The sequence below is a fragment of the Sphingomonas sp. genome (genome assembly GCF_017745215.1).
Lineage (GTDB): Bacteria > Pseudomonadota > Alphaproteobacteria > Sphingomonadales > Sphingomonadaceae > Sphingomonas.
Map to the genome: position 1 here is coordinate 47642 of NZ_JAGHZV010000021.1, position 15074 is coordinate 62715.

Here is a 15074-nt window from a genome sequence, read left to right on the forward strand (position 1 = left end):
ACATCAGCTTCTATAGATGCAAGCCGCCTGAACCATAATCGCCATTTGGGATGCCATTGATGAACCGCCTGCTGCGCATTGCGATCCTCGGGTCGCTCGTTCTTCCGCTCGCCGCCTGCGGCCATCATGGCGGGAAGCGCCCGAATGCCGATCTCGCCGCGTCGCAGGTGACCACGATCGGCGTGAACTCCTATCTGTGGCGCGCGACGCTCGACACGCTGAGCTTCATGCCGCTGCTCCAGACCGATTCGAACGGCGGCGTGATCGTGACCGACTGGTTCACCAACCCCAACGTCTCGACCGAGCGGATGAAGGTGACGGTGACGATCCTCGACCGGGATCTCCGTGCCGACGCCCTGCGCGTCGCGGCGCTGCGCCAGGTCAACCGCAACGGCCAGTGGGTCGATGTCCCGGTGCAGGCGGCGACGGTGCAGAAGCTCGAGGACATCATCCTCACCCGCGCCCGCGACCTTCGCCGCTCGGCGATCGTCGACTAAGCGCTTTCCGCTTTCCAGAATCGTCATCCCGGCGAAAGCCGGGATCCAGGGTCTCAAGCGGCATCGCCCTTGGCTCTGGATCCCGGCTTTCGCCGGGATGACGTCGTTTGTGCTCGGGTTGAGGCCAGCCAGCCCTTGATTGTGCGCCCTCCCCGCCCTTAGTGCCTCCAGCCATGCAGAAGGAAACCCCAGTGTCGCGGTTCAACGCGCTCAAGGCCGACGCCCATTGGCAGAAGGTGTGGGACGACGCCCGCACCTTCGCCGCGCGCGACGACAGCCCCAAGCCCAAGTCCTACGTCCTTGAGATGTTCCCCTATCCTTCGGGGCGCATCCACATGGGGCACGTCCGCAACTATACGATGGGCGACGTGCTCGCGCGCTTCCGGCGGATGAAGGGCATGGAAGTGCTCCACCCGATGGGTTGGGACGCGTTCGGCATGCCCGCCGAAAATGCGGCGATGGAGAAGAAGGTCCACCCCGGCAGCTGGACCCGCGCCAACATCGCGACGATGAAGGCCCAGTTGAAGCGCCTCGGCTTCGCGCTCGACTGGACGCGCGAGCTCGCGACCTGCGAGCCCGACTATTACGGCCAGGAACAGGCGCTGTTCCTCGACCTCCATGCCGCGGGGCTGGTCTATCGCAAGGAATCGGCGGTCAACTGGGACCCGGTCGACATGACCGTGCTCGCCAACGAGCAGGTGATCGACGGGCGCGGCTGGCGCTCGGGCGCGCTGGTCGAGCGGCGCAAGCTGAGCCAGTGGTTCCTGAAGATCACCCAGTTCGCCGACGACCTGCTGGAGGGCCTCCAGGGCCTCGAGCATTGGCCCGACAAGGTGAAGCTGATGCAGGAGAACTGGATCGGCAAGTCCGAGGGCCTGCAGTTCCGCTTCGCGCTGACCGGCAACGACACCGGCTCCAGCGACGTCGAGGTGTTCACCACGCGCCCCGACACGATCTTCGGATCGAGCTTCGTCGCGATCGCGGCGGACCATCCGATCGCGCAGGCGCTGGGCGCCGCCAACCCCGACGTCGCCGCCTTCATCGAGGCATGCAAGGCGGGCGGCACCAGCGCGGCCGAGATCGAGACGCAGGAGAAGCTGGGTTACGACACCGGCATCCGCGCGGTGCATCCCTTTGATCCGGCGTGGGAATTGCCGCTGTACATCGCCAATTTCGTGCTGATGGACTATGGCACCGGCGCCGTCTTCGGCGTGCCGGCGCACGACCAGCGCGACTTCGAATTCGCGACCAAATACAACCTGCCGATCCGCCGAGTCGTCTCGGACGGCGACAAGGTGCTGCCCGACTTCCACGAGTCCGAGGCCTGGTCGGGCCCGGGCAGCCTGGTGAACTCGCACTTCCTCGACGGGCTCGACATCGCCCAGGCCAAGCGCGAAGTGATCACGCGTGCCGAAGCGGGCGGCTGGGGCACCGGCACCACCGTGTGGCGGCTGCGCGACTGGGGGGTGAGCCGCCAGCGCTATTGGGGCACGCCGATCCCGATCATCCATTGCGATGCCTGCGGCCCCATGCCCGTGCCGCGCGACCAGCTGCCGGTGGTGCTGCCCGAGGATGTCAGCTTCGAGGTCCCCGGCAACCCGCTTGACCGCCATCCGACCTGGAAGCATGTCGACTGCCCGGGTTGCGGCGGCAAGGCGCGGCGCGAGACCGACACGCTCGACACCTTCGTCGATTCGTCCTGGTATTTCATCCGCTTCGCCAGCCAGCCGGATAACAAACCGTTCGACAAGGCGGTCGCCGAGCAATGGCTGCCGGTGGGCCAGTACATCGGCGGGGTGGAGCATGCGATCCTCCACCTGCTCTACGCGCGCTTCTGGACGCGGGCGCTGAAGCACATGGGGATGCTCGACGTGGCCGAGCCCTTCGCGGGGCTGTTCACCCAGGGCATGGTGACGCATTTGAGCTTCTTCAACGAAGACAAGAGCAGCGGGCGCATCACCTGGTATCCTCCCGACGATGTCGACTTCGACGGAAAGACCGCCAAGCTCCGCGCCGACGGTTCGCCGGTGACGGTCGGCCGCGTCGAGAAGATGTCGAAGACCAAGAAGAACACCGTCGATCCGGAACCGATCGTCGACCAATATGGCGCGGACGCGGTGCGCTGGTTCATGCTCTCCGACTCGCCGCCCGAGCGCGACCTGGAGTGGAGCGAGAACGGCATCCAGGGCTCGTGGCGCTTCGTCCAGCGGCTGTGGCGGCTCTTCGCCGAGCCGACCGACGCCGAGGGCGCCGATGCCGAGCTCGACAAGAAGCTCCATCGTACCATCGCCGGCGTCGCCGAGGACATCGAGGCGTTGTCGTTCAACAAGGCCGTCGCCAAGCTCTACGAGCTGGTGAACGCGATCGAGCGCGCCAAGCCCTCCGCCTCGCGCGCGACCGCGGTGCGCACGCTGGCACGAATCGCCGCGCCGATGGTTCCGCACCTGGCGGAGGAGGCCTGGGTCGCGATGGGCGAGGCCGGCCTGATCGCCGACGCGGCCTGGCCCGAGGTGGACCCCGTGCTGCTGGTGGACGATGAAGTGACGATCGCGGTGCAAGTGAATGGCAAGCTGCGCGACACGCTGCTATTGCCAAAGGGCGCGCCCCGCGAGACCGCGGAGGCGGCCGCGCTGGCGTCGGAGAACGTCCAGCGCGCGCTCGAAGGAAAGGCGCCGAAGAAAGTGATCGTCGTGCCCGACCGGCTGGTGAACCTCGTCGCATGACGCGCGCCGCCCTCCTGCTCGCCGCGGCTGCGCTCGCGCTCTCCGGCTGCTCGCTCCGCCCGCTCTACGGCGGCGGCGAGGCCGGGCCGGTGCAGACCACCTTCGCCTCGGTCCAGGTCGCGCCGATCGAGGGCCAGGCGGGCTGGCTGGTCGCCAATGCGCTCAAGGACAGGCTCGAGATGGGCGGCGGCCAGGCGGCGCGCTACCGGCTCGAGGTCAAGCTCGACGACCGGATCTCGGGCCTCGGCGTGCGCAGCGACGACAGCGTTGCGCGCGAGCGGCGGACCCTGCGCGCGCGCTTCCAGCTCGTCGACCTGCAATCGGGCGCCGTCGTGCTCGACGCGACCGCAGGGTCGGACGCCGGCGTCGACGTGGTGGGCTCCGAATATGCGACGATCGCGGCCGAGCGCTCGGCGCTCGAGCGGCTCTCCGGCATCGTCGCCGACCAGATCGTGGCCCGCGTCGCACGATTCGCCCAGACCACCGCCAAATGAAGGCAAGCGCGGCGCAGATCCGCGCCGAGCTCGACAAGCCGAGCGGGCGGTTCCGCATCTACCTCCTCCACGGCCCCGACGAATCGGGCGCGGCCGAGCTGGCCGAGCGGCTGATCCGCGCGATGGGCCCGGGCACCGAGCGTGTCGACATCGACCCAAGGCGGCTGCGCGATTCGCCGGGCCTGCTCGCCGACGAAGCCGCGTCGATGTCGCTGTTCGGCGAGAAGCGGCTGATCCGTCTGATGGGCGCGGATGAGGCCTGCGCCGAAGCCTTCAACCTGCTGATCGGCGCCGAAGCCGCGGGCAATCCGGTGGTCGCGATCGGGCCGGGGCTCAAGGCAAGCGGCAAGCTGGTCAAGCTCGCGGTCGCGGCACCCTCGGCGATGGCGCACGGCTGCTATGTGCCCGAGGCAGGCGAGATCACGCGGATCGCGGCGATGATCGCGCGCGAGCACGGGCTGCGCCTCACCAGCGACGTGCCCCAGCGGCTCGCTGCGGCCTGCGGCGGCGATCGCGCGATCCTGACGCGCGAGATCGAGAAGCTTGCGCTCTACCTCGATTCGGCGCCCGACCGCCCCAAGGAAGCCGACGGCCGCGCGCTCGACGCGGTGGGCGCCGACCTGGGCGAGGCCGAAGCTTCGGGGGTGATCGACGCCGTGATCGACGGGCGCGTCGCCGAAGTGGGCGAGGAGCTCGCGCGGCTGGCCGAATCGGGCGGGCAGACCATCCCGCTGATGCGCCAGCTCGCGCGACGGCTGCTGACCCTCGCCGAGCTCCGCAGCGAAGTCGATGCCGGCGCGGACATCGACGATGTCATTGAAAAACATCGAATCTTCTTCCGTGAGAAAGCCTCGACCGCTCGGGCGCTGCGACGCTGGAACGCGGTCCAGCTCGCCCGCGCGCTTGATCGCGTCCGCAAGGCCGAGCGCGGGCTGATGCACGGGTCGAGCGCAGGCGATGTGCTCGCCGAAGCCGAATGCGTTGCCGTGACGCGCGCCGCGGCCCGGGCGCGGGCCTGAACCGCCGACTTCCGGCGATCGACTCGAGTCGCAGGCCGATCGGCCGCCGAAAAGTCACAAGAGTCACAACCCGTCGCGGCGAATCCGGCGTCCGGCCCCTGCCAGGTTCAAAAAGCGGCGGGATTCCCCCAGCCGCGCCAGCCAAGCACCCGAATTCCTACATTGCAATCGGTCGCGGTCCGGGGCGAGTTTCTTAGATCCGCTCGCCCGAAAGCCGCTGGCAGACCATGTCGAGCTGGTCGAGCGTCGAATAGGACAGCGTCAGCGTGCCGCCCTTCGCCCCGTGCGCGATGCGGATGTTGAGCCCGAGCACGTCGCCCAGATGTCGTTCGAGCGCCTCGATATCGGCGTCGCGGTCGCCCCTGGCCTTGCGCTTGAGCACCGGCTTGGACTCGCGGACGAGCTTCTCGGTGTCGCGGACCGAAAGGTCCTTGTCGATCACGACGCGCGCGAGCTTCTCGGCGTCAGGCACGCCGATCAGCGCGCGGGCATGGCCCATGTCGAGCGCACCCTCCATCACCATCTGGCGGACCGGCGTCGGAAGATCGAGCAATCGCAACAGGTTGGCAATGTGGCTGCGCGACTTGTGGACGAGCCGGCCAAGCGCTTCCTGGGTGTGGCCGAACTCCTGGATCAGCCGCGAATAGCCCTCGGCCTCCTCGATCGCGTTGAGGTCCTTGCGCTGGATATTCTCGATCAGCGCGATCTCGAGCGTCTCGGCATCGTCGAGTTCGCGGACGATCACCGGCACTTCGTGGAGCCGCGCGCGCTGCGCCGCGCGCCAGCGGCGCTCGCCGGCGACGATCTGGTAGTTGTGCCCCTGCGGGCGGACCATGATCGGCTGGATCAGCCCGCGCGTGGCGATCGACTTGGCGAGCTCCTCGAGCGCATCCTCGTCGAAGAAGCGGCGCGGCTGGCCCGGGTGCGGCACCAGCGAGCTCACCGGTAGCATGCGGATCCCGGAGTTCGCTTCGGGCGTGCCGCCCACCGGCTCCTCGCGCGCATTGTCGCCGAGCAGCGCCGAAAGGCCACGACCGAGCCCGGGGCGCGGCTTGCGCGACGCAGTGGCGGGGCTCAGGGGCGCGGTGGGCACGGGCGTCTCGGTCGTCATGCGGCCTTCTTGTGCTTGGGCAGGCGCTCGATCACTTCACGCGCCAGCGCGATATAGGCTTCGGAACCGGAGCATTTGTAATCGTAGATCAGCGCCGGCACGCCGTGGCTCGGTGCTTCGGACAGGCGGACGTTGCGCGGGATCACCGTGTCGAACACCACGCGGCCGAGCACCGCGCGAACGTCGTCCGAGACCTGGTCGGTCAGCCGGTTGCGCCGATCGTACATCGTCAGCACCACGCCGAGGATCGACAGGCCGGGATTGAAGCGGCTGCGGATCCGCTCGACGGTGTTGAGCAGCTGGCTGAGCCCCTCGAGCGCGAAGAATTCGCACTGGAGCGGGACGAGCAGCGCATGCGCCGCGACCATCGCGTTGATCGTCAGCAGCCCCAGCGACGGCGGGCAATCGATCAGGATGACGTCCCAGCGCGACCCCGCCGCGGTGCTCCGCGCGATCGCGCCGTCAAGCCGGTGGGTGCGCGCCTCGAACTCGATCAGCTCGATCTCGGCGCCCGAAAGATCCTGCGTCGCCGGCACGATGTCGAGCCCGGGGACCTTGGTGGGGATGGTGACCTCTTCGAGCGTCACGTCGCTCACCAACAGGTCGTAGCTCGAATGCTCGCGATCGGCGCGCAGGATGCCGAGCCCGGTCGAGGCGTTGCCCTGGGGATCGAGATCGATCAGCAGCACGCGCTTGCCGATCGCGGCGAGCGCGGTGCCGACGTTGATGGCCGTGGTGGTCTTGCCCACCCCGCCCTTTTGATTGGCAATCGCGATGCAGATCATCGGCTACGCACCTCCTGCGCTACCACGATTCCTGAATCCGGCTGCGTAATGCTTGGTTCCACGTGAAACACACCCTGCCACGCGCGTCGCGCCGCTTCCACCTCCGAATGCGCCCTGCTGCCCTTCGGAAGCAACCATCTTGTGGATGAATTCGCGCAAGGGTGCGCGGCAGCGAGAAGCTGCGACAATTCGGCAACGGCCCGGGCAGAGATGACCGCAGCTTTCCGGGGCAACCGGACAGCTTCGATCTTGCGCGGCTCGACCGTCACCCGATCGGCGATCCCGAGCATTTCGGCCGCGTGACGAAGGAATTCGACGCGTCTGGCGCGGGGCTCGGAGAGGACCAGCTGTCGCTCGGTGAGGACCGCGACGACGAGGCCCGGCAGTCCGGGACCGCTGCCAATGTCGAGCCACGGACCCTCGGCCGCGCCGTCCGCGAGGGGGACGAGCTGGGCGGAATCGACGAGGTGTCGATTCCAGATCGTCTCCAGCGTCGATGCGGCGACGAGGTTCTGCCGCTCGTTCTCGGCGGCGAGCAGTTCGGCGAAGCGAGCGAGCAACGTTTCACGTGAAACACCGAACCGCTCGCGGACCCAGGCCCGCGCTTCCTCCTCGGTCATGCGGCGCGCCGTGCGTGGAGGAGGATCGCCGAAAGCGCCGCCGGGGTGATCCCGCGGATGCGCGACGCAGCCCCCAGCGTCGCGGGACGCGACGCGCTGAGCCGCTCGACCATCTCGTTCGACAGGCCCGGGATCGCGGCGAAGTCGAGCGCCTCGGGCAAGCGGACGGCGTCGTTGGTGCGGAGCTGGCTTACCTCGGCTTCCTGGCGCTCGAGATAAGGAGCATAGCGCGCATCCTCGATCGCCTCGGCGAGCAGCTGCGGGTCGCCGTCAAAGGCCACGCCGAGATGCGCAAGCTCGACCCCCGGGAAGCGCAGCCATTCGGCGGTGCTGCGCCGCGCCCCGTCAGCGGCAACCGGAGCGCCGCGGCTGCGGAGCACGCTGGAGGTGATCTGCTCGGAGAAACGTGCGTCCAGATGCGCTCGCTCGGCCTGGCGCGTTTCGAGGCGCGCCAGCCGCCCCTTCCCAAGACAACCGAGCTCGCGAGCGATCGGACCGAGCCGCGTCTCGGCATTGTCGGCGCGCAGCCTCAGGCGGAACTCGGCGCGCGCCGTGAGCATTCGATAGGGCTCGGTGACGCCCTGGAGCACGAGGTCGTCGATCATCACGCCGAGGTAGGACTGGGCCCGGTCGAGCACCAGCGGCGCGATTCCGAGCGCATGGGCCGCGGCGTTGATCCCGGCGACCAGTCCCTGGCCCGCGGCCTCCTCATATCCGGTCGTGCCGTTGATCTGGCCCGCGCAGAAGAGCCCGCGCAGCACGGGCAGCGCCAAGGTCGCATCGAGCGCGCGGGGGTCGAGATGGTCATATTCGACCGCATAGCCCGGCGTGACGATCGCCGTCCGCTCGAGCCCGGGGATCGACGCCACCATCGCCTGCTGGATATCGACGGGCAGCGACGTCGACATGCCATTGGGATAGACGAGCGGCGTGTCGAGCCCCTCGGGCTCGAGGAAGATCTGGTGCCCGTCACGGTCGCCGAAGCGATGGATCTTGTCCTCGATCGACGGGCAATAGCGCGGGCCCTGCGCCTCGATCGCGCCGGTGAATAGCGGCGAGCGATGGAGGCCGGCGCGGATCGCGTCGTGCGTCGCCTCGGTGGTGCGCGTGACGCCGCAGTGGAGCTGGGGGAGCAGCCGCGCGGGCGTGACCGGCGACATCGTCCAGGGGTCTTCGTCCGAAGGCTGCTCGGCCACGCGCGCCCAATCGATCGTGCGGCCGTCGAGCCGAGGCGGCGTGCCGGTCTTGAGCCGCGCCATCGGCAGCGCGAGCTCGCGGAGCTGTGCCGCGATGGCATGCGCGGCAGACTCGCCGATCCGGCCGCCGTCGAGCCGCTCCTCGCCGCGAAAGATCCGGCCTCCGAGGAAGGTGCCCGTGGCGAGCACCACTGCCGGAGCCGAGAGGAGGGTGTCGTCGGCGAGACGGACGCCGGCGATCCTGCCTGCGTCGAGGATCAGCGCCGCCGCCTCGCCTTCGACGAGCGTAAGGCCTGCCTGCGCGTGGAGCATCGCCTGGATCGCGGCCGCGTAGCGCTTGCGGTCGGCCTGGACGCGCGGTCCCTGGACGGCAGTGCCCTTCGAGCGATTGAGCATGCGATAATGGATCGCCGCGGCATCGGCGGCGCGAGCGATGAGGCCGTCGAAGGCGTCGGTCTCGCGGACGAGATGGCCCTTGCCCAGCCCACCGATCGCCGGGTTGCACGACATTGCGCCGAGCTTGGAAAGGTCGAAGCTCAGCAGCGCCGTACGCGCGCCGCGCCGCGCCGAAGCGGCGGCCGCTTCGGTCCCGGCATGACCGCCGCCGATCACGATCACATCGAACTGCATGTCGCGCCCGCTAGTCGTTCCCGGCGCTCGCGTCAAAAACGTTCCACGTGGAACAGCCTATTTGCCGATGCAGAAGCGCGCGAACAACGCGTCGAGCATCGCTTCTACATCGGCACGGCCGGTGATCGCGTCGAAGGCTCGCAGCGCCGCGCGAAGCTGCTCGGCGAGGAGCAGCGGATCGCGCTCGCCTGCGGCATCGCCGAGCGCGGCAGCGGCGCGCGAGGCGAGATCGCGCTGACGGAGGTTGAGCGCGAGCTGGTCCGCCGGCGGGACCATCGTGCGGGCCAGGCCGGCGATGGTCGCCCAGAGCGCCTCGATCCCTTCGCCCGTGACGGCAGAGATGGCCAGCCGATCGCCAGCGACAACACGCCCCGATTCGTCGGCGCGCGAATGGATCGCGATGACGCCCTCTCCCGCAGGCGCCGCATCGTCGCCAAGCCAGAGCAGGATATCTGCGCCTGCCATCGCTTCGCGCGCGAGACCGATGCCGATTTCCTCGACCGCATCGCCGGGCGCTTCGGACAGTCCGGCGGTGTCAGTGAGCACGAAGGCCAGCCCGTCACGCATCACCGGCGCCTCGATCCGGTCGCGGGTGGTGCCGGCGAGCGGCGAGACGATCGCGGCCTCGCGCCCGGCGAGCGCGTTGAACAGCGTCGACTTGCCGGCATTGGGGGGGCCGGCGATCACAACTTGCAGGCCATCGCGGAGCCGCTCGACCGGCGGACGCATGGCAACCGCTGCGATCTCGGCCGAAAGCGCCGCGGCCTGGCCGAGGACCGGCTCGAGCAGGTCGCCCTCCCCCGCGACATCCGCCTCATCGGCATGGTCGAGCATGGCCTCGACGCTCGCCGACAATGCCAGTGCCCGCGCCGCCCAGGCCTCGACCTGCCGGCGCAGCCCGCCCTCGGCGCTGCGGATCGCGACGCGGCGCTGGGTCTCGGTCTCAGCGGCAAGCAGATCGCCCAGTCCCTCGGCCTCGCTGAGGTCGATCCGGCCGTTGAGCAGCGCGCGCCGCGTGAATTCCCCCGGCTCGGCCGGGCGCAGTCCGGGGAGCCGCGCCAGCGCGGCCTCCACCGCCCGAACGACTGCACGCCCGCCATGGAGATGGAATTCGGCAAGATCCTCTCCCGTCGCGCTGGCGGGACCCGGAAAGCAGAGCAGCAACGCGCGATCGAGCAACGCGCCTTCCGCCGGATCGCGCAGCGAGACCAGCCGCGCACGGCGGGGTTGGGGAAGCTCGCCCCGCGCCAGCGCGCGGACAGCGTCGAACGCGCCAGGCCCGCTCAGCCGCATCACCCCGATCGCCGCCGGCGGCGCGCCGCTCGACAGCGCGAAGATCGTGTCCATTCGTCGGAAACCCGGTCCGCTCAGCCCTTCTTGCCCATGCTGTCGAACATGCCGCGCCACAAGCTCATCCCCGCCTCGCCCATCGGCGCCCAGCTCTTCATCATCGCTTCGAAGGCGGCTTCAGGATTTCCTTGTTTTTCAATAGCATCGGTCATCATCTTGATGTAGCGATCATGCACGGGGGTGAGATCGGGCAATCCCATCGCGCGCCGGGCCTCCTCGGGCGTGCAATCGACTTCGACGTTGATCTTCATGGTCTTCTCCACGCCCGGCTGCTAGTTGAGCCGCCATGTATGCGCGCGACCACGCCCTGATCGCAACGCCCATCGGCCCGGTGCGAGTGGAGGGCGGCAACGGCAGGGTGACCGCCATCCGCCTCGGGGGCGATGGCGCCCCCGTCCACGGTACCGACGTCGCGGTCCGCGCGGCAGCCGAGCAGCTCGAGCAATGGTTCGCCGGCGAGCGGCGCGACTTCGACCTCGCGCTCGAGCCCGCCGGCACGCCGCGTGGCGCGGTGCTCCGCCAGGGCCTGATCGCGGTTGGCTATGGCGAGACGCTCAGCTACGGCGCGCTCGCTCGCCAGCTCGATTCGGCCGCGCGTGCGATCGGCCAGCTCTGCGCGCGCAATCGCTTTCCCATCGTCGTCCCCTGCCACCGCGTGCTCGGCGCGGGCGGGGCGCTGGGGCATTATTCGGCCGGCGACGGCCCCACCACCAAGGCCTGGCTGCTCGAGCACGAGCGGCGCCATTCGGGAGGACTGCTGTTATGACGATGATCTCGATCGACGCGCTCGACGGCAGCGGCCGCTTCGAGGCCTATTGCGCCCGGCCCCAGGGCGAGGCGCGCGGCGCGATCATGGTGATCCAGGAGATCTTCGGGGTGAACCCCGGCATCCGCCGGAAATGCGACCGGCTCGCCGCCGACGGCTGGCTGGCGCTGGCGCCCGACCTGTTCTGGCGGCTCGAGCCGGGCATCGTGCTCGATCCCGATGTCCCGGAGCAGTTCCAGGCGGCGCTCCAGTGGATGGGCAAGTTCGACCAGACCAAGGGCATCGAGGACATCGAGGCGACGATCCGCACGGCGCGCGAGCTGGGTGCGGCGAAGGTCGGCGCGGTGGGCTACTGCCTGGGCGGCCGGCTGGCGTACATGACCGCGGCGCGCACCGACGTGGATGCGAGCGTGGGCTATTATGCGGTCGGGATCGACGGGTTGCTCGGCGAGAAGCACGCGATCGCCAACCCGCTGCTGCTCCACATCGCCGGCGCCGACCATTTCGTGCTCCCCGACGTGCAGGCGAAGATGCACGAGGGGCTCGACGACCATCCCAAGGTGACGCTCCATACCTATCCGGGCGAGGATCATGGCTTCGCGACCGAGATGGGCAAGCGCCGCTCGCCCGAAGCCGCGGAGCTGGCGGACGCGCGGACGGCGGCGTTCTTCGCGGAGACGCTCGCCTAGAACAGCGTCACCAGCCCCGTCTCGCGGCTCACCACGCCTTCGTAGATCATCCGCACTGCGACCCAGAGGATCACCGCCAGCCCGACGAAGCCGATCCAGCGATAGCGGTCGATCACGCGCGCGATGAGGTTGGCGGCGAGCCCCATCATCGCGACCGAGAAGAGCAGGCCGAAGACCAGGATCGCCGGATGCTCGCGCGCGGCTCCGGCGACGCCGAGGACATTGTCGAGGCTCATGCTCACGTCCGCCAGCGCGACCGACCAGGCGGCGGCGAGGAAGCGCTTGGGCGGGCGTGCGGCGTGCTCGTCATGGTGGTGCGCGGTGCCGCGCAGCTCGCGCCACATCCGCCACGAGACCCAGAGCAGCAGCAGCCCGCCCGCGAAGAGCAGGCCGATCACCTGGAGCAGCTGCGTCGCGATCAGCGCGAAGGCGATGCGCATCACCAGCGCCGCGCCGATGCCGACGAGGATCACCTGGCGCTGCTGGCGATGCGGCAGCCCCGCGGCGAGCGCCCCGACGACGACGGCATTGTCGCCCGCGAGCACCAGGTCGATGACGATGACTTCGCCGAGCGCCTGAAGCGCACCGGGAGCGAAGAGCGAGCCGAGGTCCATGGTCATGGCGTACGAACGCTCGCGCCCGGCGGCAAGCCTCAGACGAGCAGGTGGAGGATGCCGATCTGGTGGTCGACCACGCCTTCGTAGATCATTCGCCCGGCGACCCAGAGAATCACGACGAGGCCGATGTAGCCGATCCAGTGATAGCGCTGGACCAGCCGCGCGACGAAATTGGCGGCGAGGCCCATCAGCAGCACCGAGAAGGTGAGTCCGATGAACAGCAGCGCGGGGTTCTCGCGCGCGATCGAGGCGACGAGCAGGACATTGTCGATGCTCATCGACAGGTCGGCGAGGGTGATCTGCACCGCGGCGCGCAGGAAGGTCTTGGCGGGCGGCGCGGCGGCGGCTTCTCCGGCTTCCTCGGCGCCGTGCCTGCGCGCGTGCGACGCCTCGCGGATCTCGCGCCACATATTATAGGCGACCCAGAGCAGCAGCAGCCCGCCGGCGAGCACCAGACCGGTGATGTGGAGCAGCTCGACCGCGATCAGCGAGAAGCCGATCAGGAAGACCAGCGCCATCGCGACGCCCAGCATCAGCACCTGGCGCCGCTGCTTCTCGGGCAGCCCCGAAGCGAGCGAGCCCATCACCACGACATTGTCGCCGGCCATGGTCAGATCACCGAGGATGATCTGCCCCAGGCTGGCGAGTCCCGAAGGCGTGGCGATGGCGGCGAAGTTGAAATGCATGGATGCGCCCCTAACCCGAACTCGGGCGTGGGCATAGCCCACCGTCGGCCGGGGTTCGCGCGCCGCCGGATCGGCGTGGGCCCGAATTCGCTACTCTAATTCAGGGCCCGCGCGCTCACTGGTTCATCGAGTCGAAGAAGTCCTCGTTGGTCTTCGAGTCCTTCATCTTGTCGAGCAGGAACTCCATCGCGTCGATGGTGCCCATCTGCATCAGGATGCGACGCAGCACCCACATCTTGGAGAGCTTTGCCTTGTCGACCAGCAGCTCTTCCTTGCGCGTGCCCGACTTGCCGACGTCGAGCGCCGGGAAGATGCGCTTGTCCGCCACCTTGCGGTCGAGCACGATCTCGGAGTTGCCGGTGCCCTTGAACTCTTCGAAGATCACTTCGTCCATGCGGCTGCCGGTGTCGATCAGCGCGGTGGCGATGATCGAGAGCGAGCCGCCCTCCTCGATGTTGCGCGCCGCGCCGAAGAAGCGCTTCGGGCGCTGCAGCGCATTGGCGTCGACGCCGCCGGTGAGCACCTTGCCCGAGCTCGGCACCACCGTGTTGTAGGCGCGGCCGAGGCGCGTGATCGAGTCGAGCAGGATCACGACATCCTTCTTGTGCTCGACGAGGCGCTTGGCCTTTTCGATCACCATCTCGGCGACCTGGACGTGGCGGGTGGCCGGCTCGTCGAAGGTCGAGGACACGACCTCGCCCTTCACCGAGCGCTGCATGTCGGTGACTTCCTCGGGGCGCTCGTCGATCAGCAGGACGAGGAGGAAGACCTCGGGATGGTTGTCGGTGATCGCCTTGGCGATGTTCTGGAGCATCACCGTCTTGCCGACCCGCGGCGGCGCGACGATCAGCGTGCGCTGGCCCTTGCCCTGCGGGCTGACGATGTCGATCACCCGCGCCGACTTGTCCTTGATCGTCGGATCGGCGGGATCGAGCGTGAGCTTCTGCTCGGGATAGAGCGGGGTGAGGTTGTCGAAGTTGACCCGGTGGCGGACCGCGTCGGGATCGTCGAAATTGACCGAGACGAGGCGCGTCAGCGCGAAATAGCGCTCGCCGTCCTTAGGGCCGCGGATCTCGCCTTCGACCGTGTCGCCGGTGCGCAGGCCGAATTTGCGGACCTGGTTGGGCGAGACATAGATGTCGTCGGGGCCGGCGAGATAATTGGCCTGGGCCGAACGGAGGAAGCCGAAGCCGTCGGGCAGCACTTCGATCGTGCCCTCGCCCATGATCTGCTCGCCGTTTTCGGCCTGGGCCTTGAGGATCGCGAAGAGGAGGTCCTGCTTGCGAAGCGTCGAAGCGCCCTCGACGCCGAGTTCCTCGGCCATTTCGACCAGTTCGGCGGGGGCTTTCTTCTTAAGGTCCTTGAGATGCATGAAATTGGAGTCCGGGCGTGGGGGGTTCTTGGGCGGGGTTCGGCGGTTGCGTCGGTCGGCGAAGCTGGCGCGCGGGCGATGCTGTGAAGGAGGGATGCGCCCCGCAAGCAGCGGGGGCATGCGTCGGAATTAGGTGCGCCGCCGGGCTTAGTCAACCGGCTTCGGGGAACGACTCGCCCGATTCGGTAGCGAAACCGCGCTAGCCGCCGAGCGATTTGCTGGCGCGATCGACTTCCATCATCTTGGCGCGAAACTCGTCGGCACAGCGGCCGAGCTCGCCCTTGAAGACGTCGGCCGCGTACGCAGCCGACGCGCGGTGGAGATTGGCGCCCAGGTCATAGCCAGGCGTGCGGCCGGCGATCTTCCCGAGGAAATAGCTGAGCTGGTAGGAAAGCGGCTTGGCCTTGTCGTCGCTCGCATCGGACAGCGCGATCGCAATCGCGGCGACGCATTTGAGGTCCGCCTCGTTGGCGTCGGCCGGCAGCGCCGCGGCAAGGGCCAGCGCCAGGATCATCGCGA

16 protein-coding genes are annotated in these 15074 nt (G+C 68.7%); 6 read left to right on the forward strand and 10 right to left on the reverse strand.

Translation table 11 applies throughout. From position 1 onward, the window contains the following. Positions 1 to 59: 59 nt before the first annotated feature. The 4 genes from J7495_RS17625 to holA all read left to right on the forward strand — a co-directional run bounded on the left by J7495_RS17625 (position 60) and on the right by holA (position 4733). Positions 60 to 497, forward strand: coding sequence for a DUF3576 domain-containing protein (locus J7495_RS17625; protein ID WP_294058168.1), 438 nt, complete (start codon positions 60 to 62; stop codon positions 495 to 497). A 173-nt stretch (positions 498 to 670) separates the two neighbouring features. After that, a complete protein-coding gene (gene leuS, locus J7495_RS17630) occupies positions 671 to 3220 on the forward strand; it encodes a leucine--tRNA ligase (protein ID WP_294058170.1) in 2550 nt (849 codons plus the stop codon). Next, positions 3217 to 3714 carry an LPS assembly lipoprotein LptE gene (lptE, locus tag J7495_RS17635; protein WP_294058171.1) on the forward strand — a complete coding sequence of 166 codons (498 nt, stop codon included), beginning with the start codon at positions 3217 to 3219 and terminating at the stop codon, positions 3712 to 3714. Before leuS ends, lptE begins: the two co-directional genes overlap by 4 nt. Further along, on the forward strand, positions 3711 to 4733 hold the full coding sequence (holA, locus tag J7495_RS17640) for a DNA polymerase III subunit delta (RefSeq protein ID WP_294058172.1): 1023 nt from the start codon (positions 3711 to 3713) through the stop codon (positions 4731 to 4733). Before lptE ends, holA begins: the two co-directional genes overlap by 4 nt. A 193-nt stretch (positions 4734 to 4926) precedes the next feature. Here the strand turns inward: holA and J7495_RS17645 are convergent, their stop codons facing one another. Genes J7495_RS17645 through J7495_RS17670 form a run of 6 tightly spaced genes read right to left on the reverse strand, consistent with a single transcriptional unit; the run spans position 4927 to position 10676 of the window. Next, the gene (locus J7495_RS17645; protein WP_294058174.1) at positions 4927 to 5844 is read right to left on the reverse strand and encodes a ParB/RepB/Spo0J family partition protein; all 918 of its coding nucleotides are present in this window, start codon (positions 5842 to 5844) and stop codon (positions 4927 to 4929) included. Further along, positions 5841 to 6629 carry a ParA family protein gene (locus tag J7495_RS17650; RefSeq protein WP_294058175.1) on the reverse strand — a complete coding sequence of 263 codons (789 nt, stop codon included), beginning with the start codon at positions 6627 to 6629 and terminating at the stop codon, positions 5841 to 5843. The genes J7495_RS17645 and J7495_RS17650 overlap by 4 nt, the downstream gene beginning before the upstream one ends. Continuing rightward, complete coding sequence (gene rsmG, locus J7495_RS17655) at positions 6626 to 7249, reverse strand: 16S rRNA (guanine(527)-N(7))-methyltransferase RsmG (RefSeq protein ID WP_294058176.1); 624 nt, start codon at positions 7247 to 7249, stop codon at positions 6626 to 6628. Before rsmG ends, J7495_RS17650 begins: the two co-directional genes overlap by 4 nt. Continuing rightward, positions 7246 to 9075 (reverse strand): tRNA uridine-5-carboxymethylaminomethyl(34) synthesis enzyme MnmG, encoded by a 1830-nt coding sequence (gene mnmG / locus J7495_RS17660; RefSeq protein WP_294058177.1) that lies wholly within the window; start codon positions 9073 to 9075, stop codon positions 7246 to 7248. Before mnmG ends, rsmG begins: the two co-directional genes overlap by 4 nt. A 57-nt stretch (positions 9076 to 9132) precedes the next feature. Further along, on the reverse strand, positions 9133 to 10422 hold the full coding sequence (mnmE, locus tag J7495_RS17665) for a tRNA uridine-5-carboxymethylaminomethyl(34) synthesis GTPase MnmE (RefSeq protein WP_294058179.1): 1290 nt from the start codon (positions 10420 to 10422) through the stop codon (positions 9133 to 9135). Positions 10423 to 10442: 20 nt separating this feature from the next. Continuing rightward, the gene (locus J7495_RS17670; RefSeq protein WP_294058181.1) at positions 10443 to 10676 is read right to left on the reverse strand and encodes a DUF6489 family protein; all 234 of its coding nucleotides are present in this window, start codon (positions 10674 to 10676) and stop codon (positions 10443 to 10445) included. 35 nt (positions 10677 to 10711) lie between these two features. On the opposite strand from J7495_RS17670, the gene J7495_RS17675 reads away from it, so the two are divergent. Together J7495_RS17675 and J7495_RS17680 are read left to right on the forward strand one after the other, a co-directional pair. Next, complete coding sequence (locus tag J7495_RS17675) at positions 10712 to 11191, forward strand: methylated-DNA--[protein]-cysteine S-methyltransferase (RefSeq protein WP_294058182.1); 480 nt, start codon at positions 10712 to 10714, stop codon at positions 11189 to 11191. Beyond that, the gene (locus J7495_RS17680; RefSeq protein WP_294058184.1) at positions 11188 to 11880 is read left to right on the forward strand and encodes a dienelactone hydrolase family protein; all 693 of its coding nucleotides are present in this window, start codon (positions 11188 to 11190) and stop codon (positions 11878 to 11880) included. Before J7495_RS17675 ends, J7495_RS17680 begins: the two co-directional genes overlap by 4 nt. Here the strand turns inward: J7495_RS17680 and J7495_RS17685 are convergent. From J7495_RS17685 to J7495_RS17700, 4 genes are all read right to left on the reverse strand, one after another. Beyond that, the gene (locus J7495_RS17685; protein WP_294058185.1) at positions 11877 to 12500 is read right to left on the reverse strand and encodes a TerC family protein; all 624 of its coding nucleotides are present in this window, start codon (positions 12498 to 12500) and stop codon (positions 11877 to 11879) included. The genes J7495_RS17680 and J7495_RS17685 overlap by 4 nt on opposite strands. 32 nt (positions 12501 to 12532) lie before the next feature. Further along, positions 12533 to 13183 carry a YjbE family putative metal transport protein gene (locus tag J7495_RS17690; RefSeq protein WP_294058186.1) on the reverse strand — a complete coding sequence of 217 codons (651 nt, stop codon included), beginning with the start codon at positions 13181 to 13183 and terminating at the stop codon, positions 12533 to 12535. Positions 13184 to 13298: 115 nt separating this feature from the next. Next, positions 13299 to 14555: a transcription termination factor Rho gene (rho, locus tag J7495_RS17695; RefSeq protein WP_294058187.1), complete on the reverse strand. Its 1257-nt coding sequence runs from the start codon at positions 14553 to 14555 to the stop codon at positions 13299 to 13301. 199 nt (positions 14556 to 14754) lie between these two features. Next, positions 14755 to 15069 (reverse strand): hypothetical protein, encoded by a 315-nt coding sequence (locus J7495_RS17700; RefSeq protein WP_294058188.1) that lies wholly within the window; start codon positions 15067 to 15069, stop codon positions 14755 to 14757. Between the last annotated feature and the right edge of the window lie 5 nt (positions 15070 to 15074).